Genomic DNA, 19950 nt, shown 5'->3' on the forward strand with positions numbered 1-19950 from the left:
GATCCGGACGGCTAGATCTTGAGCCCGCCGATGAGGCCGGCCAGGCTCGCCCCGCCCGCGGTGATGCTGGGGGCGATCGCGGTGCCCGCGAGGTAGAACCCGAAGAGGGCGCAGACCACTCCGTGGGACACCTTCAGGCCGTCCTTGCGGAAGAACAGGAAGCAGATGACGCCGAGCAGGACGACGCCGGAGATGGACAGGATCATGGGGCTCTTCTCCTGAGGTGATGGGGACGGTCACCGTGAGTCCTTCCAGGCTCACAAAAGGTAATAGATCGTGCGCGCTGGCAAACGGGTGATATGTCGTCGCTTTCCGCCGCCCGGGTGAGGTGGAGCGCGGCGGGAGGCGGCTCCCGGTTCCAGCGCCGTACGGCCTTCTCGCCCGAACGGGTGAGGGCGGGCCGCCGGGGCGACACCTGGGCCGGGTCCGGCAGGATGGCCGGGTGCAGCCGACCCCCATCACCTGGCCCAAGCTCGCCGACGCCCTCGCCGAACGGATCGCCGCCGGCCGCCCGCCCGGCCCCTGGTGGCGGGTGGCCGTCGACGGCGCGCCGGCCGCCCGCCCCGCGGACCTCGCCGACGCCGTCGCCGCCGCGCTGCCCGCCCTCGGCCGGCCGGTGCTGCGAGTCGGCGCCGACACCTTCTGGCGCCCGGCCTCGCTCCGCCTGGAGTACGGCCACGAGGACGTCGACGCCTACTACCAGCTCTGGCTGGACACCGGGGCGCTGCGCCGCGAGGTGCTCGACCCGCTCGGCCCCGGCGGCACCGGCCGCGCCCTGCCCTCGCTGCGCGACCCGCGCACCGACCGCTCCACCCGGGCCGGATACGTGGAACTCCCGCCCGGCGGCGTGCTGCTGCTGGACGGCCCGCTGCTGCTCGGGCAGGGCCTGCCGTTCGACCTCACCGTCCATCTGCGGCTGTCCCCGGCGGCGCTGGCCCGGCGCACCCCCGCGCCGGTACGGTGGACGCTGCCCGCGTACGAGCGGTATGCGCGGGAGGCGCTGCCGGAGGAGGCCGCGGACGTCCTGGTGCGCGCGGACGACCCCAACCACCCGGCGTGGACAGGGTGAGGCCGGCCTGAACGCCCTTGCGCGGCACCGACTTTCGGGCGCTTGGCGGCACCCGTCCCGACCTGTCCCCGCCCCCGGCCGGGCCCGCCTTGCCCTGGGACGGCGCCCACCGCTAGCGTCCACGAGCACCATGACTGTCGCCATCGCGCCGCTGACCACCGAGCACATACCCCTCGCCGTCCAGCGGTACGACCGCTGGTTCGCCCGGGCCCGGCGCCCTCCCTCGCAGCGGTCCTGGCTCGCCGACGGCCCGGTGCGCGGCGGGGAACTGCTCGACGGGCTGCACCGCACGCCCGGCATCGAGGCGGTCCGCGCGCTCGACGGCGACGGCGGCCTGATCGGGCACCTGGCGGCCGTACCGGTCGACCTCGCCCCCGACGACCCGGCCGCCCTGCGCGGCCACCCGCGCGCCGCGCTCGTGCCCTACGGCGGCCACGCGCTGCCCGCCGGGCGGGAGAGCGAGGTGCTGCGCGCGCTGTACGTCCGGGTCGCCGAACGGCTCGTCGCCGACCAGCGGCTGGCGCACTACGTGGACGTGCCGGCCGGCGAGGTCGGCACCGCGCCCTGGTCCGACCTCGGGTTCGGCCGGGAGCGGGTCTGCGGGCTGATGGCGGTCAAGGCCCGCGGGCGGCAGCCGCGCGGGGTCGAGGGGCTGGCCATCCGCCGGGCCGGGCCGGGCGACCTGCCGCAGATCGGCCGGATGGCCGCGGAGTCCGCCCGGCGGCAGCGCGGCACCGCGACCTTCCAGCCGCAGCCGGAGGCCGCGCTGGCGGCGCTGCGCGTGCACTACGCGGCCGCGTTGGCGGACACCCGGTGCGGCGCGTGGATCGCGTCCCGGCGGGGCGAGGAGATCGGCATGGTGGTGCTGGTCCCCGCGCGGCCCGACCCGGTGGTGCCCGCGTCCTGCGTCGAACTCGTCGAGATGTACGTCGAGCCCGCGTTCCGCGGCGAGGGGATCAGCCGGGTCCTGCTGGCGACCGCGCTGGCCTGGGCGTACGACGCCGGGCACCGGTACATGTCCGCGCAGTGGCCGTCCGCGTCCCCGCACGCGGCCGGACACCTGCCGGCGATCGGCTTCCGCCCGGTCGCCTACCGCCTCGCCCGCATGCTCGACCACCGCCTCACCGGTCCCGCGGGCACCTTCTGAAGCGGCCTCGCGCGACCCGGGGAACCTGCGTGCCGCAGGTCACAGCATGACCTGAAATACCATGCTAATTCGGGCAATTGGGACTTCTGTGAGCGGGATCACCGGGTGGTCGCCGGACATGTACGGTGCGCGGTCCGAAGCCGCACGGAACGTCGCGGCGGCGGGCTGTTCGTGATGGACGGTGGCGGTCGGCGCACTCGGCGCAACGCTCGCATCACGGACATTCGGGGGCGCGGTCGCCGACCGTGACGGCGGCCTGCGCTCCGGCGCCCCGCGCTGTTTGCCCGGGCCGGGCCGGTCCCCTAGGTTCCGTCGGTGCGGGGCACCCCCGCTTCCCATCCGCCGGGCGGACCGCCGAGTCCTGCCACCGCCCGACGCGCGGACCACCCGAGCACCGACACGGCAGGAGCGGGGGACCCACGGTAGTCCGCCGCCCGGACCGGCCGCCGCGCCAGCGGCGGCCGCACCCGGGCGGCTCGGGGTGAAGCCGCAGCCGCGGCCGGGCATCTCCTGCCCGAACCCGACAGCTCACCTCGCAGGCGTAGGAGAGGACATCCCCCATGCCCGCACACAACCGGCACCGCAGGTCCAGCACCCTGGGCGGCCGCCGCCTGCCCCGTCTCACCCGCCTCTACGTGGCCGCGGGCGCCGGCGGCGCCGCGCTGGTGCTGCCGCTGGTGGCCGCGACCCACGCCGGCGCTGCCACCCCGGTCAAGAGCGCCACCGCCGCCACCGCGACCACCACCGCCGCGAAGTCCGCAGCCACCGGCTACATGAAGCCCGTCGGCGACGCCGCCATCGGCACCGGCTACAAGGCGTCCGGCTCGCTGTGGTCCAGCGGTTCCCACACCGGCGTCGACTTCCTCGTCGGCTCCGGCACCCCCGTGCACGTCGTCGCCGCGGGCACCGTGGTCTCGGCCGGCTGGGACGGCGCGTACGGCAACGACGTGATCGTCCGCCACGCCGACGGCAAGTACACGCTGTACGGCCACCTGTCGAAGGTGCTGGTCTCCGCCGGCCAGACCGTCACCGAGGGCACGCAGATCGGCGTGTCGGGCGCGACCGGCAACGTCACCGGCCCGCACCTGCACTTCGAGGTGCGCACCACGCCGAGCTACGGCTCGGACATCGACCCGGTGGCGTACATGAGCGGCCACGGCGTCACCATCTGACGGACGCGGCGGCCCCGCCGGTGTGGCGGGGCCGCCGCGGCGCGGGCGGGTACTCGCGCGGGGCTATGCCGCGCCGGGGAGGGTGGCGCGGGCGGTGCGCAGGAAGTCCGCGTTCGTCGGGGTCTCGCGCAGGCGCGTGAGGAGCACTTCGGTGGCGGCGTGCGGGTCGCGGGAGACCAGGGCCCGGCGCAGGTGGTGGCGGACGGCCAACTCCTCGGCGGGCAGCAGCAGTTCCTCGCGGCGGGTGCCGGAGGTCGCGATGTCGATCGCGGGGAAGACCCGCCGCTCGGCGAGGAACCGGTCGAGGTGCAGCTCCATGTTGCCGGTGCTCTTGAGCTCTTCGTAGTAGAAGTCGTCGGCGCGCGAGCCGGTGTCGACCAGCGCGGTCGCCAGGATCGTGAGGGAGCCGCCCTCCTCGGCGAGCCGGGCCGCACCGAACAGCTTCTTCGGCCCGAGCAGCGCTGCGGCGTCCACCCCGCCGGAGAGCGTACGGCCGCTGCCGGCACCGCTGTTGTTGTGGGCGCGGCACAGCCGGGTGAGGGAGTCGAGCAGCAGGACGACGTCGCGGCCCTGCTCGACCAGCCGTTTGGCGCGCTCGACGGCGAGTTCGGCGACCTGGATGTGCTGCCGGGCGGGCTGGTCGAAGGTCGAGGAGATGACCTCGCCGCGGACGCTCGCCCGCATCTCGGTGACCTCCTCGGGCCGTTCGTCGACGAGCAGCACCATCAGGTGCGCCTCGGGGTGGTTGGTGGCGACCGCGGCCGCGATGCCCTGGAGCAGCACGGTCTTGCCGGCCTTGGGCGGCGCGACGATCAGCCCGCGCTGGCCCTTGCCGACCGGCGCCATCAGGTCGATGACCCGGTTCGCGGCGGCCGGCGAGCCCCTCAGTGCCGAACTCTCCAGCCGCAGCGCCTCCTTGGGGTGCAGCGGGGTGAGGTCGGCGAAGCGGGGGCGCGCCGGGGCGGGCGGCAGCCCGTTGACCAGGTGGACGTCGGCGAGGGCGCCCGGCTTGCCGGTGCTGCCCTCGACCAGGTCGCCCCTGCGCAGCCCGGCCCGGCGCACCAGCGCCTGCGGCACCGCCGGGTCGTCGGGCGAGGGGAGCAGGCCGGGGCCGCGCAGCCGGGCCTGGCCGCCGCGCTCGGTGTCGAGCACGCCGGTCACCCGCTGCGGCACCTCCCGCCGGGCGGGCGGGCGTTCGGTCGTGATGTCTGTCGTGGGGTAGGTGATCGTGTCGGTCATGGAAGTCGTCCTTTCGCGGACGGAAAGTTCGGGTCGGCGGCGTCGGGCGCCGCCGGGTCGCATGGGAGGGGGGCGGTCCGGGCGGAGGACTCACGCTCCGGGTACCGCGGAGGACGGCAGGGCGCGGGCGGGAGAAGACCGCCGCTGCCGCGCCGTACGGGAAAGCGCGCCGTACGGAAAGACGCGCTGTGCGGCTCGGCGCACGCACCACGACGTCGGACGTGGGGAGCGGCGGGACGCGCACTGCGGGGGAAGGCACCGCACTCGGACGAGAACCGAGCGGGGGAGGGGACGAGGCGCTGTCAAAAAGACGCGACCTACAAGTCCCTACGGTGACTGTAGCACACGGCGGACCGCCGCCGCCCTACTCCACCTCGATGCCGTGCTCCTGCACCAGCTCGACCAGGCCGCCGGGCCCCTGGTAGCCCTTGCCGCCGGGCACGAAGGCCCAGTCGTCGCCGGAGCGGCGGCGGAAGGAGCCGAGCACGAGCGCGGTCTCGCCGGGGCGGCCGTCGGAGACGGCCAGCCGGTCCGCCTCGCTGCCCTGCGGGTCGGTCAGGCGTATCCGGGCGTCGGTGAAGCCCGCCAGGTCGGCGTCCGGGTTCACCGCGGGGTCGATCGCCGCGACCAGCACCACCCGGTCCGCGGCGGCCGGCAGCCGGTCGAAGCTCACCCAGACCGCCGCCTTGTCACCGCCGAGCGGCGGCATCATCCGCACACTGCCGTCCGGGGTGCGCGGGTTGTTGTAGAAGACGAAGTGGTCGTCGCCGAGCACCCGGCCGCCCGCGCACACCAGCGCGCACACGTCCAGCGCCACGTCCCCGGCCCACCACATGCCCAGCACGCTCGCGTCCGGCTCGTCGTCGACACCCAGGTCCTGTCCGGCCGTCGGCGCCTGGCCGCCGGCGGCCACGGCCGGGGTCCGGCCCAACTGCCCGCCCAGCCCGTGCTGGTGGAGCAGGTCCACCAGTTCCGGGCCCGACACCAGCGTCAGCGGCTTGCCGTTGGCGAAGGTGTGCGAGGTCGGCCCGAAGCCCGAAGTGGTGATCAAGACACCCTTGTTGGCGCCCTCGGACTGCACCGTGCCGTACAGGTCGCGGACGGCGCTGGGCGAGACGGTGTTGCGGTAGCGCTTGACCTGCACCACGATCTTGCCGCCGCGGATCGGGTCCGGGTCGAGCGCGTCCACGTCGACCCCGCCGTCACCGGAGCGCACCGTGGTGAGCGCGCGCATGCCCATCGCCCGGAACAACTCGGCGACCAGCTCCTCGAACTCCAGCGGGTCCATCGTCAGCAGGTCCGGCTCCTCGCCGCCGCCGTGCGTGACCACATGGCGGCCCGCCTCGCCCGGCTGCCGCAGCGGCGCCACCGCCGCCCGCCGGTCCGGGCGCGCCGACAACTCGCCGCCCAGCCCGTCCACCAGGCAGTCCACCGCGTCGACCTGTGCGAGGTTCACCGCGGCGAAGTCCGCCCGGGAGACCGCCGCGGTGGCCAGGAACACCGCGCTGCGGTGCCCCGTGGCCGGATCGGTGCCGTCCACGAAGCCGTTGAGCACCACCGAGTCCAGCAGGCCGAACCGGTCCGCGCCGAACAGCTCGCGCAGCACCAGCAGCAGGCACTGCGCCAGCAGATCCCGGTAGGCCGCCCGCCGCTCAGTGACCGGGGCGGCCACCTCCTTGTCGCGGTCCACGCTCGGCAGGTAGCGCACCGCGGCAGCCTGCGGCAGCACCGAGAACGCGGGCAGCTCCCAGTTCAGCACCAGTTGCCGCTCGGCCGCCTCGAAGCTCGCCGACACCTGCCGCGGCAGACCCTCCGGCCACGCCCGCGACGCGTACAGCGCACCGGTCAGATACTCCTCGACCGCCTCCGGCTCGGCGGCGCGCAGCCGGTCCAGCGCGTCGCGCACCCCCGCGTTGTGCCGCCGCACCTCGGCCAGCCGCTGCTGCGCCCAGGTGCGGTAGCGCTCCTGGTAGTCGGCGAGTTGGCGCTGCCGCTGCGCCTCCGCGGCCCGCGCGACCGCCAGGTCGTGCTCGTAGCGCTCGCGGACCTGCCGGTCCTGGCGGCCCAGGCTCCAGGCCGAGCGGTGCGCCGGGGCGTACTGTTCCAGCCGCGGCAGCGCCACCGGCACCGCGAGCGGGCCGGGCGCGAAGGGCTCCAACTCCTCGGAGAGCACCAGCGATTCGGGCGAGAAGAGCGGCGCCGCGCAGCCCGCCCGCAGCAGGCCCGCCAACTCGGCGCGGCGGCGGTCCAGTTCGTCGGTGCGCCGGCGCGCGTCCTCCTCGCGGCGCTGCCGGTACGCCGCCTGCTGCTCGCGCTGCGCGCGGGCCTGGGCGCGTTCGGCGGCCCGCTGCCGCCGTTCGGCCTCGCGCCGCTGCTGCTCGCGGGCCCGGTGCTGGGCCTCCGCCTGCCGCTGCTGCTGGCGCTGGGTCTCGGCCCATGTGGCCACCGACCCGGTCGAACGACGGCTCATCTGGTTGCGGCTCCCCCTCCGGCGGCGCGTGTCAGCGCACGGGCGGCCGCCGGCTCGCGCCCACCGCCCGGCCCGACCGCCCCGTCACAGAGAGTACCCCTCTGCCAGGAGCTTCACCGGTTCTTCGCAGTGCCGCGCCGCCGCAGGACCACCACCGAGGCGCCGGCGAGCAGCACCAGCGCGCCGCCGACCGCCCAGGCCGTCGGCGAGGCCACCGCGGAGTGCGCGGCGACGGGGGCGGCGTGCGCCTCCTGCGGCGCCGAACCGGCCGCCTTGGCGCTCCCCCCGGCGCCGGCGGCCTTCCCGGTCCTCCCGGCCTGCTCGGCGTCGGCGGACCGCGCGGGCGCCGCGGCGTTGAGCGTGCCCACCGAGGTGGTGTGGCCCGCCGCCGCGAAGCCCCAGTCGAGCAGCTTGGCCGCCTCGGTGTAGACGGCGTTGGTCTCACCGGACTGCGGGTTCATCACCGAGACGATGATCGTACGGCCGTTCTTGCGGGCGGCGGCGACCAGCGTGTTGCCCGCGTTCGTGGTGTAGCCGTTCTTCACACCGACCAGGCCCGGGTACGCGCTGACGCCCTTCTCGCCGGTCAGCAGCCGGTTGGTGTTCTCGATGCCGAAGGACGAGACGTACGAGCCGTGCGCGTCGTAGCCGCCGGGGAACTGCGAGTCCTTCGTCGAGGCGTACCGCGCGAAGTCCGGGTTGTCGAGCCCGGCCCGGGCGAACACCGCCAGGTCGTACGCCGAGGAGACCTGCCCCGGCTCGTCGTACCCGTCCGGGGTGACGACGTGGGTGTCCAGGGCGCCCAGCATCCGCGCCTTGGCCTGCATGTCGGTGACGGTCTTCGCCACGGAGCCGTTCATGTTCGCCAGGACGTGCACGGCGTCGTTGCCGGAGGCGAGGAAGACGCCCCGCCACAGGTCGGCGACGGTGTACGTCTGGCCGGGCTGCACCCCGACCAGGCTGCTGCCCTCGCCGAGCCCGGCCAGGTCGGAGTCCTTGACCTTGTGCTTGAGGTCGCCGGGGAAGCGGGGCAGCACCGTGTCGGCGAAGAGGGTCTTGAGGGTGGAGGCGGGCGGGAGCTTGCGGTGCGCGTCCTTCGCAGCCAGCACCTGGCCGGTGCGGGCGTCGGAGACCGTCCAGGACAGCGCGGACAGCCCGGACGGCAGGTCGGGCGCGCCGGCGCGGGGCATGGCGTGCACCCCGGGCTCGGCCAGCAGCGTACGGTCCACCGACGCCTGGGAGGAGGTGCCGGCCGAGCCGCCGGCGGCTGCGGCCGGTCCTGCGGTCAGCGCGGTCAGGCAGCAGGCGGCGGCCAGCACGGCGGCCGGCAGGGCGGCGGGTGCGGCGGTGCGGCGGCGACCGGAGGGGCGAACGGGACGGATGGCAGTCATGCGATCACCGTAGGAATGATGAACGCCACTGGCGCGGTGGCACCGTCCATCCCGGTGAGGCCGCTGCTCCGTCGGGGGAGTGCCCGCGGCCGACCGGACGTGCCGTCACCTCGCCCCCGGGCGGGGTGAGCTGACCGCCCGTCGGGTGCGGCGGTCAGCGCAGCAGCTCGGCCAGCAGGCGGTAGGACTCCAGGAGTTCGGCGCGGTCGTAGGTGCTGGTGGTCACCAGGAACTCGTCGGCCGCGCTGCGGGTCAGCAGGGACTCCAGCCGCGCCCCGACCTCGTCCGGGCTGCCGCTGACCTGCCCGGACATCGCCGCCTCGAAGCGCTCGCGCTCGGCGTCGGACATCGCGGCGGCGGCGACCTGGGCGTGGGGCGCGAGCGCGGGGAAGACGCCGTGCGTACGCGAGTAGGCGGTGGCCCACGCCTCGGGGACCAGCAGGCGGCGGGCGGCCTCGCCGGTGGCGGCGACGGCCACGGTGCCGGAGAGCACCACATAGGGCGCGGCGGCCCACGGCGAGGGGCGGAAGGCGGCGCGGTAGCGGTCCACGGCCCGCAGCATCGCGTCCTCGCCCCGTATCCCGCCGATCACCAGGGGCAGGCCGTGGGCGGCGGCCAGATCGGCGCCGCTGCCGGTGGCGAGGAGGAAGGGCGCCGGGCGCAGCCCCTCGGCGGGCCAGGCGTGCACTTGCGGGTAGGCGCGCTGCGAGCCGTCGAACCAGCCGAGCAGCTCGGCGATCTGGTCGCCGAAGCCGTCGGCGGCCTCCTTGCCGTGGCCCAGCGCCTTGCGCACCCCGCCGGTGAAACCGACCGAGCGGCCCAGGCCCATGTCGATCCGCCCGGGGAAGAGCGACTCCAGCACCCCGAACTGCTCGGCCACCACCAGCGGCCGGTGGTTGGGCAGCATCACCCCGCCGGTGCCGACCCTGATCCGCGAGGTGGCCGAGGCCACGGCCGCCGCGAGCACCGTGGGCGCCGACCCGGCCACCCCGGGCACGCTGTGGTGCTCCGAGACCCAGAACCGGTGGTACCCCAGCGCCTCGATCCGGCGGGCGAAGCCGACGGTCTCGCGCAGCGCCGACGGCGGGTCCTCGCCCTGACGGGTCCGGGACCGGTCCAGGACGGAGAACGGGGTGGCGCGCAGCACGGAGGTCACTTGGAGTACAACGCCCCGGATGCGCCGCCTAGTCCCACCTGGTGCGGGTGCGGGTGCTCTTGTGGCGGCGCCGGGGCGGGCCTATCTTTGGGCCGCTTCTTCGGCCCGCCCGGGACGGCCCGGGCAGGGGAGGGAAAGGACGCGTGCCATGGCCTTACGCGGACGCCACCGCCGCTACCGTCCGAGCCGGGTCTCGCAGGCGTCGCTGACCGTCACCGCGGGCGGCGCCGGGCTCGCGCTGCCGCTGATCGCCGTGGGCAGCGCGCAGGCGGCCACGACCGGGGTCTGGGACAAGGTCGCCAAGTGCGAGTCCTCCGGCAACTGGAAGATCAACACGGGCAACGGGTACTACGGCGGGCTCCAGTTCACCGCCAGCACCTGGCGCGCCTACGGCGGGACGGCGTACGCCCCGCGCGCCGACCTCGCCTCCAAGAGCGAGCAGATCGCGGTCGCCGAGAAGGTGCTCGACAGCCAGGGGCCGCGCGCGTGGCCGGTCTGCTCCCTGCGGGCCGGGCTGACCCGCGAGGCGGCGACGGCCTCGCACACCGTGCACGTGACCACCGGGACGAAGAAGGCCGCACCGAAGAAGGCCGAGCCGGCGAAGGCCGGTACGGCGAAGGCGGCGGCGAAACCCGAGGTCAAGAAGCCCGCGGCCAAGAAGCCCGAAGCCAAGAAGCCCGCGGCCGGGAAAGCCGCGCCCGTCTCCGAGGCCGCACCGGCGAAGAAGCCCGCCGCCGGCGACCCCTACACCGTCGTGCGCGGCGACACGCTCTCGGGCATCGCCGCGGACCACCGGGTCGAGGGCGGCTGGCCGGCGCTGTACGCGGGCAACCGCGCGGTGGTGGGCGACGACCCCGACCTGATCAGACCCGGCCAGCACCTCACGCTCGGCACGTCCGCCAAGGCCGCGCCGGCGAAGCCCGCCGCGAAGTCCGCCGCCAAGGCGGCCCCCGCCAAGCCCGCCGCGAAGTCCGCGCCGAAGAAGGCCCACCCCGCGGCCGCGGCCAAGAAGGCGTCCAGCTGGACCGTGCCCGTGCACGCCGCCATCGGCACCGGCTACCACGTGGGCGGCAGCAGTTGGGCCAGCGGCCAGCACACCGGCGTGGACTTCCTCGTCGGCACCGGCACCGCGGTGCACTCCGTCGCCGCGGGCACCGTGGTCACCGCCGGCTGGGGCGGGGCGTACGGCTACCAGGTCGTCATCAAGCACGCCGACGGCGAGTACAGCCAGTACGGCCACCTCTCGCAGATCTCGGTGCGGGTCGGGCAGCACGTCAACGAGGGCCAGCGGATCGCGCGTTCGGGCGCGACCGGCAACGCGACGGGCCCGCACCTGCACTTCGAGATGCGCACCGGGCCGGACTACGGCGACGACATCGACCCGCTGCACTTCCTGCGCGCCCACGGCGTCACGGTCTGACCCCGCCCCCGCTACCACCGGCACCGCCCGCGCGTTCCTGAGCGCGGGCGAACCGGCTCAGCGGCGGCAGCACCAGCAGCAGCCAGCAGCCCGCGTACAGCCAGCCGCCGAGCACGTCCGTGGGCCAGTGCACGGCCAGGTAGACCCGGGAGCAGCCGATCGCGGCCGCGGCCAGTACGCACACCGCCGCCACGGTCCGGCCCACCGCACCCGGGCGGGCCCGCAGCGCGCCCCACGCCAGCAGCCCGGCCGCCATCGCGCTCGACGAGGTGTGCCCGGACGGGAAGGAGTGCCCCGTCACGGCCACCGCCCAGTCCGCGGCCGGGGGCCGCGCCCGGTGGAAGGCCGTCATCAGCGCGGTGCGCACGATCTGCTCGGCGAGCAGCGCCACCACCGCGAGCAGCGCCGTGGGCACCCCGGCGCGGGCGCCGGCCGCCCGCCCCCGGCTGCCGCCCAGCCACCCGCCGACCGCCGCCGCCAGGTAGGGGAAGGGGCCCGTGCCCGCGTCGGTCACGAAGCGGCCGGCCGTCGACCAGGCGTGCGGGCGGTGCCGTACCGACCAGTCGACCGGGCCAGTGTCGAAGGGGTAGGGGGTGCCGTGGCGGGTGAGCACCACCGCGGCCAGCGCCGCGAACGCCGCCGCGAGCCCCACCGCCCACGCCAGGCCGCGCCGGGAGTACGGCGACCGGTGCGGCGGGGCCGGCGGCGGGTCGTACGGCGTGCGGGTCATCGGGCGGGCGTGCCTTCGGCGGACGTCTGCGGAGGAGGTCTGGGCGGTCTCGTCAGCGTACGCCCGGCGCGGGCCGGGCCCGTACCGCCACGCGCGGCGGCACGGGCCCGGCCGGGCAGTCGCCGCGCGGTCAGCGGCGCTCGGGCACGTTGTCGTGGACCCGCTTCGGGTCGGTGGTCGCGACGGGGGCCAGCGCCTCCTCGATCCGCGCCATCAGCTCGGCCTCCAGCGTCACACCGGCGGCCTTGGCGTTCTCCGTGACCTGCTCGGGGCGGGAGGCGCCGATGATCGCCGCGGACACGTTCGGGTTCTGGAGCACCCAGGCGACCGCGAGCTGTGCGGTGGACAGGCCCGCCTCGGCGGCGAGCGGCTGGAGCAGCTGCACCCGCTCCAGCACGTCGTCGCGCATCCAGCGGCTGATCATGCCGGAGCCGCCCTTGTCGTCGGTGGCGCGCGAGCCCGCCGGGGGCTGCTGCCCGGGCAGGTACTTGCCGGTCAGCACGCCCTGCGCGATCGGCGAGAACACCACCTGGCCCAGGCCGAGTTCCTCGCAGGTCGGGACGACCTCGCCCTCGATGATCCGCCACAGCGCGGAGTACTGCGGCTGGTTGGACACCAGCGGGATACGCAGCTCGCGGGCGAGCGCGTGGCCGCGCCGGATCTGGTCCGCGGTCCACTCCGAGACGCCGATGTAGTGCGCCTTGCCGGAGTGCACGACGTCGGCGAACGCCTCCATCGTCTCCTCCAGCGGGGTGGAGACGTCGAAGCGGTGCGCCTGGTAGACGTCCACGTGGTCGGTCTGGAGCCGGCGCAGCGAGGCGTTGATCGACTCGGCGATGTGCTTGCGGGACAGGCCGCGGTCGTTGAGGCCCGGGCCGGTGGGCCAGAAGACCTTGGTGAGGATCTCCAGGCCCTCGCGGCGCTCGCCCTTCAGCGCGCGGCCGAGCACTGACTCGGCGCGGGTCTGCGCGTAGGTGTCGGCGGTGTCGAAGGTGGTGATGCCCGCGTCGAGGGCGGCCCGCACGCACGCGGTGGCGGCGTCCTCCTCCACCTGGGAGCCGTGGGTGAGCCAGTTGCCGTAGGCGATCTCGCTGATGAACAGGCCGCTGCGGCCGAGGTGACGGTATTCCATGACCCCCGACCCTATGCGCCTGCAATGACCCGCCGGCAGGGTCCCCCCGCAGGTCCGGGCGTCAGGGCCGGGCGGGCCGGGGCCGCGTGCGGACGTAGACGCCGGCGCGGGCCGCAGTGGCGGCCGCGGCCGCCGCGCGGTGGGCGGCGGCCTCGTCGGGGGCGTCGGCGGTGGTGAGGAGGCGGTAGTACAGGGGCGCGGAGACCGCGCGGACGACCTCGCAGGGGTCGGTGCCCTCGGGTGCCTCGCCCCGTGCGACGGCCTGCTCGACGCAGGGCGCCCACTCCTGGACCCGGGTGTCGTAGAAGCGGTGCAGCGCCTCGGCGGTGCGCGGTTCGCAGGTGGCGGCGGCGATCACCGCGCGGAACAGGGCGCCCTGCCGAGGGTCGGCGAGGGTGCGCCGCACCAGCTGCGCGTTGGCGGTGAGGTCGCCCAGCAGCGAGCCGGTCTCGGTGCGCGGCAGCGAGGTCTCGGCCATGTCCACGAGCAGGTCGGCGACGAGGCCGGTCACGGTGCCCCAGCGGCGGTAGACGGTCGTACGGCCCACCTCGGCGCGGCGGGCGACGTCGGCCAGGTCGAGGTGGGCGAAGCCCTGTTCGGCCAGCGCGTCGCCGGCGGCGGCGAGCACCGCCGTCCGCACCCGGGCGGTGCGCCCGCCCGGCCGGACGGTACCGGGGTCCTGGTCCTTCGCCACGTCCTTCGCCACCATAAACGGGACTCCTGTTTCGTTAAGCGGCTCGCGCTGCTATCGTCGGTGACACCTTAACGGAACTACAGGCCCGTTAGTCGCTGCCGGGGCCCGCGGGCTCCCGTACGGCGGCGCGGACCGAGGAGCGGTCATGGAATACAGGCGACTGGGTTCGTCCGGACTGCACGTGCCGGCCCTGAGCTTCGGCGCGGGCACGTTCGGCGGGCGGGGCCCGCTCTTCGGCAACTGGGGCACCACCGAGGCCCGCGAGGCGCGCCGCATGGTGGACATCTGCCTGGACGCCGGGGTGACCATGTTCGACACCGCCGACGTCTACTCCGGCGGGGCGTCGGAGGAGGTGCTCGGCGCGGCGGTCAAGGGCCGCCGGGACGAGGTGATCCTCTCCACCAAGACCGGTCTGCCGACCGGCGACGGCCCCGGCGACGCCGGCACCTCCCGGTCCCGGCTGATCGCCGCGTGCGACGCCGCGCTGCGCCGGCTCGGCACCGACCGGATCGACCTCTTCCAGCTGCACGCCTTCGACGCCGGCACCCCGGTCGAGGAGGTCCTGGCGGCGCTCGACGACCTGGTGCGGGCCGGCAAGGTCCGCTACGTCGGCGTCTCCAACTTCTCCGGCTGGCAGACCATGAAGTCGCTGGCCGCCGCCGAGCGCCAGGGCCGCCCGCGCTACGTCGCGCACCAGGTGTACTACTCCCTGGTCGGCCGCGACTACGAGTGGGAGTTGATGCCGCTCGGCCTCGACCAGGGCATCGGCGCGGTCGTCTGGAGCCCGCTGGGCTGGGGGCGGCTGACGGGCAAGATCCGGCGCGGGCAGCCGCTGCCCGCCGCCAGCCGGCTGCACCGGACCGCGGACTTCGGCCCGCCGGTCGCGGACGAACTGCTCCACCGCGTGGTGGACGCGCTCGACGGGATCGCGGCGGAGACCGGCCGCGCGGTGCCGCAGATCGCCCTCAACTGGCTGCTCCAGCGGCCGACGGTCTCCTCCGTGCTGATCGGCGCCCGCAACGAGGAGCAGCTGAGGCAGAACCTCGGCGCCGTCGGCTGGACGCTGACACCCGACCAGATGGCGCGGCTGGACGCGGCGAGCGCGCGGACGGCGCCCTATCCGTACTTCCCCTACCACCGGCAGGAGGGGTTCGCGCGGCTCAACCCGCCGGTGGTGGGCAGCGGGGAGCCGGCGGCCGAGGGCTGAGGCCCGGGGCGTCAGGCGTGGCGGGGGGAGACCAGGAGGAAGGGGGCGCCGGTGCGGGTGCGGTGGGTGGTGGCCTGCCAGCCGGCCGGGGCGAGCAGGGCGGCGGCCCTGGCGAGCGCGGCCGGGCCGGAGTCCGCCGCGGACCAGGTCACTTCGACCAGGCCCGGGTGGCCGGAGGGCGCCACGCGGTAGCCCGGCGCCTGATCGCCCCGGTGCGGCGGCACCCCCGCCGCCTCCAGGGCCAGCGCCACCGCGTGCACCGGCCGCTCAAGCTCCCAGGCCGCCGGTACGTCGAAGGCGCCGTCCCCCAGCACCGCGCGGATCTGGCGCAGCCCCTCCCACGCGGCGGCGACCTCCGCGGCGCGCCCGGCGGACGCGCGCACCGCGCCCGAGCCGTCGTCGGCGGTGAACCGGCCGTCCGCCGGCTCCGCTTGGCCGCCCCCGGCCGCCGCGGGAGCCGCCTGGGCCGCGGCGCGCCCGGCCAGTTCGGCCCGCAGCCGGCGGCCCTCCGGCGTCAAGTAGTGCTGCCCGGCGCGGCCGTGCCGGGCAGCCAACCCGGCGGCCACCAGCGCCGCGCACACCGCGGCCCCGGCCGCCACCCGCCCCGTCGCCGGGTCGGACTCCGCGACCGCCCTGCGCTGCGCCGCCGTCAACCCCTTGCCCACGCCCCGACCGTATCCCGCGCCACCGACATTCCGGTCCCGCGCCCTCCCGCCCCCGACCGCCGGCACCGTGTCCTTCCGCATGCCCGGCGCCCCCCGCCGCCGACGTCGCCGCCGCCCTGCACGCGCACAGGGCCGCTCCCACCACACGCACCGACGCGCTCCGGTTGTCCGCCCACGCCTCCACCACGCCCGCGGCGCTCTCCCGCGTGCGGGCGGCCCTCGCGTCCCTGTGGCGGTGCGGGCCGCCCGCCTGCCGGACCAGGCCGTTCCTGACACATCCCACCCCCATGGCCAGGGGGCATGGGGGTGCACCCAGCCGGCGGGGCCTGGCACACAGGCTCTCCCCTGCCTTTCGCGGAGGCCCCAGCGTTGCCGGTCGTCGGCGCGACCCGCCGCGCTCGGGTCCCCCAGGGCTTCGCCGCGGAGGGGCCCCACCCTCCGCGCTGCGATCGGTAGGCACCGCCCAATGCCGCAGGCCGTGGGGGAGCACCAGGCGCTCTAAGCCCCCGCCCTTCGGGCGGGACGACGCCATGGGTCGGACACGGCCTAGGATCAGGGGATGGATCTTCGGTGGCCGCGGGGGCGGAAGTGGGTCGCGCTGGCGGGGGCGTTCGCCGCCCTCGCGTGGGGCGGGGCCGTCACGGACACGGCGGCGGCGGCCGGTTCGGGCGGCTCGGTGCACCGTACGGACGCGATGCTGACCGGGGCCGGGGGAGTGCGGCTGGACACGTCGTACTTCACCGACGGCGGTTCCCAGCGGCGGCCCGCGGTGCTGCTCGCGCACGGCTTCGGCGGCACCAAGGACGACGTGCGCGGCCAGGCCGAGGCGCTGGCGAAGCACGGCTACGCGGTGCTGACCTGGTCCGCGCGCGGCTTCGGCGCGTCCGGCGGCCGGATCGGGCTCAACGCGAAGGACGGCGAGGCCGCCGACGTCAGCCGCCTCGTCGACTGGCTCGCCGCCCGCCCCGACGTGCAGCTCGACGCGCCCGGCGACCCCCGGGTCGGCATCTCCGGGGTCTCCTACGGCGGTGCCATCTCGCTGATCGCCGCGGGCGACGACCCCCGGATCGACGCGATCGCGCCCCGCGAGACGTACTGGAACCTCGCCGACGCGCTGTTGCCCGACGGCGTGTACAAGAAGCTGTGGAGCGGCATCCTCTTCTCCGGTGCCCGGCCCGAGACCACCGGCGACGACACCGCGTCCTCCGGTACGGGCGGCACGGGCGCGACCACCGCCCCCGGCACCGCGTCCTCCGGCAGCGCCTCCTCCGGCAACTCCGCCGACGCGGCAGCCGCGCCGGCGACGCCCTCCGACCCCGTCTGTGGCCGCTTCGAGCCGTCGATCTGCGACCTCTACAAGCGGGTCGCCACCAGTGGCCGGCCCACCGCGGCCGACCGGGCCCAGCTCGCCGCGCTCAGCCCCGCCGCGGTCGGCAGCCGCATCAAGGTGCCCACGCTCGTCGTGCAGGGCCAGACCGACTCGCTGTTCACCCTCGCCCAGTCCGACGCGATGGCCCGGACGATCAAGGCGAACGGCGCGCCGGTGGCCGTCGACTGGATCGAGGGCGGACACGACGGCGGCGACACCGAGGACGCCCGGATCGACGCCCGGGTCACCCGCTGGTTCGACCGCTACCTCAAGGGCGACAAGGGCGTCAGCACCGACCCCGCCTTCCGCGTCACCCGCGTCACCGGCATCAACTCCACCGACGGCAGCCAGGTGCTCAGCGGCGCGAGCCTGGACCGCTACCCGGGCCTGGACGGCACCGCCACCCGGCAGATCGCCCTCACCGGCCGCGCGCAGCAGATCACCAATCCCGCCGGCGGCTCACCGCCGGCGATCTCCGCCGTCCCCGGCTCGGGCGCGCTGTCCGGGCTCGCCGAGCTCGGCCGCAGCCTCACGGTGGACTACGCCGCCCAGTCGGCGCGCTTCGAATCCGCACCGCTGCGCCGCACCACCGTCCTGACCGGAGCGCCGACCGTCACCGTCAAGGTGGCCACCACCGCGCCCGAGGCGGTGCTCTTCGCGAAGCTGTACGACGTCCGCGCCGACGGCCAGGAGACGCTGCCGTCGGGCCTGGCCACCCCGATCCGGGTGACCGGCTCGCCGGACGGGCGGACCGTGCGGGTGCGGCTGCCGGCGGTCGACCACAAGTTCAAGGCCGGGCACCGGCTGGCCGTGGTGCTGGCCAGCACCGACCTCGGCTACGCGACACCGGCCGCGCCCGCCGCCTACACGGTGTCCCTGGCCGGCTCCGGCGCCGTCACGCTGCCCACCGACCAGGCGCTGGCCCTCGGCGCGCACACGCTGCCGTGGTGGACCTGGGCGCTGCCGCCGGCCGCGGTGGTGGTCGCCGCCGCACTGCTGCTGGTCGGCCGCCGCCGGGTCCGCCCCCGCCCGGCCGATCCGGCGCTGGCCGCGGTCCCGCTGCGGATCAGCGGGCTGAGCAAGCGGTACGCGAAGTCCGCGGACCGGTACGCGGTACGGGAGTTGAGCTTCCAGGTCGAGCCCGGCCAGGTGCTGGGGCTGCTCGGGCCGAACGGCGCCGGGAAGACCACCACGCTGCGGATGCTGATGGGGCTGATCCGCCCGGACGAGGGCGAGATCAGGGTCTTCGGGGAGGCGGTGCGGCCCGGGGCGCCGGTGCTCTCCCGGGTCGGCGCGTTCGTGGAGGGCGCCGGCTTCCTGCCGCACCTGACGGGCCGGCAGAACCTCGAACTGTACTGGCAGGCGACCGGCCGCCCGGACGAGGACGCCCACCTCGCCGAGGCGCTGGAGATCGCCGGACTCGGCGACGCCCTCCAGCGCGCGGTGCGGACCTACTCCCAGGGCATGCGGCAGCGTCTGGCGATCGCGCAGGCCATGCTGGGGCTGCCCGACCTGCTGATCCTGGACGAGCCCACCAACGGCCTGGACCCGCCGCAGATCCGCGAGATGCGCGAGGTGATGATCCGCTACGCCGCCACCGGCCGGACCGTCATCGTCTCCAGCCACCTGCTGGCGGAGGTGGAGCAGACCTGTACGCACCTGGTGGTCATGGACCGCGGGCGGCTGGTCACCGCGGGGCCGGTGGCGGACATCATCGGCTCGACCGACACCGTACTGGTGGGCGTGGCGGGGGAGTTGACGCCGGAGCTGGTCGAGCGGGCGGCGGCGCTGCCGGTGGTGGCCAGCGCGGTGCCGGCCGATGACGGGCTGCTGGTCGTGATGGCCGAGGGGGCCGGCACCGTCGAGCTGGTGGCCGAACTGGTCGGGATCGGCGTGCCGGTGGCGCAGGTCGGCCCGCACCGCCGCCTGGAGGACGCGTTCCTGACCCTGATCGGAGGCTCGGCATGAGCACCGTGCCCGAAGCGACCGTGCCCGAGCTGCCGGAGCCGGCCGGCTCCCCGGCCGATACGGACCGCGTGGCCGCGCCCGGCTACCGCCCCGGCCGTACGCTGCGGCTGCGGGTGGAGGCCCGGCGCCAGTTGCGCCGCCGCCGCACCCTGGTGGTCGGCGGGCTGCTCCTGCTGCTGCCGTTCGTGCTGATGGCCGCGTTCGCGATCGGCGGCACCCCGGGCGACGGCACCACCACGGCCACCCTGATCAACACGGCCACGGCGTCCGGCGCGAACTTCACCGCGGCCACCTTGTTCGTGTCGGCCGGGTTCGTGCTGGTGGTGCCGGTCGCGCTGTTCTGCGGCGACACGGTCGCCTCCGAGGCGGGCTGGTCGAGCCTGCGCTACCTGCTGGCCGCGCCGGTGCCGCGGGCCCGGCTGCTGGCGGTGAAGTTCACCGTCGCGCTGGGGTTCAGCGCGGCGGCGCTGGTGCTGCTGCCGCTGGTGGCGTTCGCGGCGGGCACGGCCGCGTACGGCTGGGGCGACCTCGAACTGCCCACCGGGGACACGGTGCCGGCGGGCACCGCGGTCGGGCGGCTGGCGGTCTCGGTCGGCTACCTCTTCCTCAGCCAGCTGGTCACCGCGGCGCTGGCGTTCTGGCTGTCCACGATCACCGACGCGCCGCTGGGCGCGGTCGGCGGCGCGGTCGGGCTGACCATCATCGGCAACGTCCTCGACGCGGTGACCGCGCTGCACCGGTGGCGCGACGTCCTGCCCGCGCACTGGCAGTTCGCCTGGCTGGACACGATGCAGCCGGTCACGGAGTGGACCGGTATGACCGAGGGCACGTCGATCTCGGTGTCGTACGCGGTGGTGTTCACCGCGCTCGCCTTCCGCGGCTTCCGGACGAAGGACATCGTGTCCTGAGCGGATCTGACCTGACCGGCCCTGACCCGGCCTGACCTGTCCGGCCCTGACCCCGCCCGACCCGACCGGCGCGGCACCGGTTCTGACGCCGTGTCGGCTCGGGCCATGACATGGTCATGGCATCGTAAAATCATCGGCCGTTCGGGTAAAACGACGGACGGCCCACGGCGAACTCCCGTGCCCTGGGCATGATCTATCCGAGTGACCACCCGC

The 19950-nt window shown here is 75.6% G+C and carries 16 protein-coding genes; 7 read left to right on the forward strand and 9 right to left on the reverse strand.

Translation table 11 applies throughout. The features are described 5' to 3' along the window. Positions 1-11: 11 nt before the first annotated feature. Positions 12-206: a hypothetical protein gene (locus WA788_RS12235; protein WP_335976079.1), complete on the reverse strand. Its 195-nt coding sequence runs from the start codon at positions 204-206 to the stop codon at positions 12-14. A 236-nt stretch (positions 207-442) separates the two neighbouring features. Here WA788_RS12235 and WA788_RS12240 point away from each other — a divergent pair, with 236 nt between their 5' ends. The 3 genes from WA788_RS12240 (at position 443) to WA788_RS12250 (ending at position 3388) form a co-directional block, all read left to right on the forward strand. Next, positions 443-1069 (forward strand): uridine kinase, encoded by a 627-nt coding sequence (locus tag WA788_RS12240; RefSeq protein ID WP_335976083.1) that lies wholly within the window; start codon positions 443-445, stop codon positions 1067-1069. 130 nt (positions 1070-1199) lie between these two features. After that, complete coding sequence (locus WA788_RS12245; protein ID WP_335976088.1) at positions 1200-2216, forward strand: GNAT family N-acetyltransferase; 1017 nt, start codon at positions 1200-1202, stop codon at positions 2214-2216. 560 nt (positions 2217-2776) lie between these two features. After that, positions 2777-3388, forward strand: a complete 612-nt coding sequence (locus WA788_RS12250) for a M23 family metallopeptidase (RefSeq protein WP_335976092.1) — start codon at positions 2777-2779, stop codon at positions 3386-3388. Between the two features lie 63 nt (positions 3389-3451). Here WA788_RS12250 and rho read toward each other — a convergent pair whose 3' ends face one another. The 4 genes from rho to WA788_RS12270 all read right to left on the reverse strand — a co-directional run bounded on the left by rho (position 3452) and on the right by WA788_RS12270 (position 9644). After that, a complete protein-coding gene (rho, locus tag WA788_RS12255) occupies positions 3452-4627 on the reverse strand; it encodes a transcription termination factor Rho (RefSeq protein WP_335976095.1) in 1176 nt (391 codons plus the stop codon). Positions 4628-4991: 364 nt separating this feature from the next. Beyond that, positions 4992-7097: a restriction endonuclease gene (locus WA788_RS12260; RefSeq protein ID WP_335976100.1), complete on the reverse strand. Its 2106-nt coding sequence runs from the start codon at positions 7095-7097 to the stop codon at positions 4992-4994. Between the two features lie 113 nt (positions 7098-7210). Next, the gene (locus WA788_RS12265) at positions 7211-8488 is read right to left on the reverse strand and encodes a D-alanyl-D-alanine carboxypeptidase family protein (RefSeq protein ID WP_335976104.1); all 1278 of its coding nucleotides are present in this window, start codon (positions 8486-8488) and stop codon (positions 7211-7213) included. 154 nt (positions 8489-8642) lie between these two features. Beyond that, positions 8643-9644 carry an LLM class flavin-dependent oxidoreductase gene (locus tag WA788_RS12270; protein ID WP_335976109.1) on the reverse strand — a complete coding sequence of 334 codons (1002 nt, stop codon included), beginning with the start codon at positions 9642-9644 and terminating at the stop codon, positions 8643-8645. Positions 9645-9792: 148 nt separating this feature from the next. Between WA788_RS12270 and WA788_RS12275 the strand changes: the two genes are divergently transcribed. Further along, positions 9793-11064 (forward strand): transglycosylase family protein, encoded by a 1272-nt coding sequence (locus tag WA788_RS12275; protein WP_335976114.1) that lies wholly within the window; start codon positions 9793-9795, stop codon positions 11062-11064. On the opposite strand, the gene WA788_RS12280 is transcribed toward WA788_RS12275, so the two are convergent. The 3 genes from WA788_RS12280 to WA788_RS12290 form a co-directional block, all read right to left on the reverse strand. After that, on the reverse strand, positions 11054-11794 hold the full coding sequence (locus tag WA788_RS12280; RefSeq protein ID WP_335976119.1) for a phosphatase PAP2 family protein: 741 nt from the start codon (positions 11792-11794) through the stop codon (positions 11054-11056). The genes WA788_RS12275 and WA788_RS12280 overlap by 11 nt on opposite strands. A 130-nt stretch (positions 11795-11924) precedes the next feature. Beyond that, the gene (locus tag WA788_RS12285; protein ID WP_335976124.1) at positions 11925-12926 is read right to left on the reverse strand and encodes an aldo/keto reductase family protein; all 1002 of its coding nucleotides are present in this window, start codon (positions 12924-12926) and stop codon (positions 11925-11927) included. Positions 12927-12987: 61 nt separating this feature from the next. Beyond that, complete coding sequence (locus WA788_RS12290) at positions 12988-13635, reverse strand: TetR/AcrR family transcriptional regulator (RefSeq protein ID WP_335976127.1); 648 nt, start codon at positions 13633-13635, stop codon at positions 12988-12990. Positions 13636-13765: 130 nt separating this feature from the next. Here WA788_RS12290 and WA788_RS12295 point away from each other — a divergent pair, with 130 nt between their 5' ends. Further along, positions 13766-14827 carry an aldo/keto reductase gene (locus WA788_RS12295; protein ID WP_335976130.1) on the forward strand — a complete coding sequence of 354 codons (1062 nt, stop codon included), beginning with the start codon at positions 13766-13768 and terminating at the stop codon, positions 14825-14827. 11 nt (positions 14828-14838) lie between these two features. Here WA788_RS12295 and WA788_RS12300 read toward each other — a convergent pair whose 3' ends face one another. Beyond that, positions 14839-15492: a hypothetical protein gene (locus tag WA788_RS12300; protein ID WP_335976134.1), complete on the reverse strand. Its 654-nt coding sequence runs from the start codon at positions 15490-15492 to the stop codon at positions 14839-14841. A gap of 559 nt (positions 15493-16051) precedes the next feature. Between WA788_RS12300 and WA788_RS12305 the strand changes: the two genes are divergently transcribed. Continuing rightward, entirely contained in the window at positions 16052-18829 is a 2778-nt protein-coding gene (locus WA788_RS12305; RefSeq protein ID WP_335976138.1) for an alpha/beta fold hydrolase, read from the forward strand. After that, entirely contained in the window at positions 18826-19737 is a 912-nt protein-coding gene (locus WA788_RS12310) for an ABC transporter permease (RefSeq protein ID WP_335976142.1), read from the forward strand. The genes WA788_RS12305 and WA788_RS12310 overlap by 4 nt, the downstream gene beginning before the upstream one ends. The last annotated feature ends 213 nt before the right edge of the window (positions 19738-19950 follow it).

It is taken from the genome of Streptomyces sp. CA2R106, assembly GCF_037034245.1.
Classification (GTDB): domain Bacteria; phylum Actinomycetota; class Actinomycetes; order Streptomycetales; family Streptomycetaceae; genus Actinacidiphila.

What these genes read in the sequence shown, in the direction of transcription:
- WA788_RS12235 (WP_335976079.1), bottom strand. Translation starts at nt 206, where the DNA reads ATGATCCTGTCCATCTCCGGCGTCGTCCTGCTCGGCGTCATCTGCTTC.
- WA788_RS12245 (WP_335976088.1), top strand. Translation starts at nt 1,200, where the DNA reads ATGACTGTCGCCATCGCGCCGCTGACCACCGAGCACATACCCCTCGCC.
- WA788_RS12250 (WP_335976092.1), top strand. Translation starts at nt 2,777, where the DNA reads ATGCCCGCACACAACCGGCACCGCAGGTCCAGCACCCTGGGCGGCCGC.
- rho (WP_335976095.1), bottom strand. Translation starts at nt 4,627, where the DNA reads ATGACCGACACGATCACCTACCCCACGACAGACATCACGACCGAACGC.
- WA788_RS12260 (WP_335976100.1), bottom strand. Translation starts at nt 7,097, where the DNA reads ATGAGCCGTCGTTCGACCGGGTCGGTGGCCACATGGGCCGAGACCCAG.
- WA788_RS12265 (WP_335976104.1), bottom strand. Translation starts at nt 8,488, where the DNA reads ATGACTGCCATCCGTCCCGTTCGCCCCTCCGGTCGCCGCCGCACCGCC.
- WA788_RS12275 (WP_335976114.1), top strand. Translation starts at nt 9,793, where the DNA reads ATGGCCTTACGCGGACGCCACCGCCGCTACCGTCCGAGCCGGGTCTCG.
- WA788_RS12280 (WP_335976119.1), bottom strand. Translation starts at nt 11,794, where the DNA reads ATGACCCGCACGCCGTACGACCCGCCGCCGGCCCCGCCGCACCGGTCG.
- WA788_RS12285 (WP_335976124.1), bottom strand. Translation starts at nt 12,926, where the DNA reads ATGGAATACCGTCACCTCGGCCGCAGCGGCCTGTTCATCAGCGAGATC.
- WA788_RS12290 (WP_335976127.1), bottom strand. Translation starts at nt 13,635, where the DNA reads ATGGTGGCGAAGGACGTGGCGAAGGACCAGGACCCCGGTACCGTCCGG.
- WA788_RS12295 (WP_335976130.1), top strand. Translation starts at nt 13,766, where the DNA reads ATGGAATACAGGCGACTGGGTTCGTCCGGACTGCACGTGCCGGCCCTG.
- WA788_RS12305 (WP_335976138.1), top strand. Translation starts at nt 16,052, where the DNA reads ATGGATCTTCGGTGGCCGCGGGGGCGGAAGTGGGTCGCGCTGGCGGGG.
- WA788_RS12310 (WP_335976142.1), top strand. Translation starts at nt 18,826, where the DNA reads ATGAGCACCGTGCCCGAAGCGACCGTGCCCGAGCTGCCGGAGCCGGCC.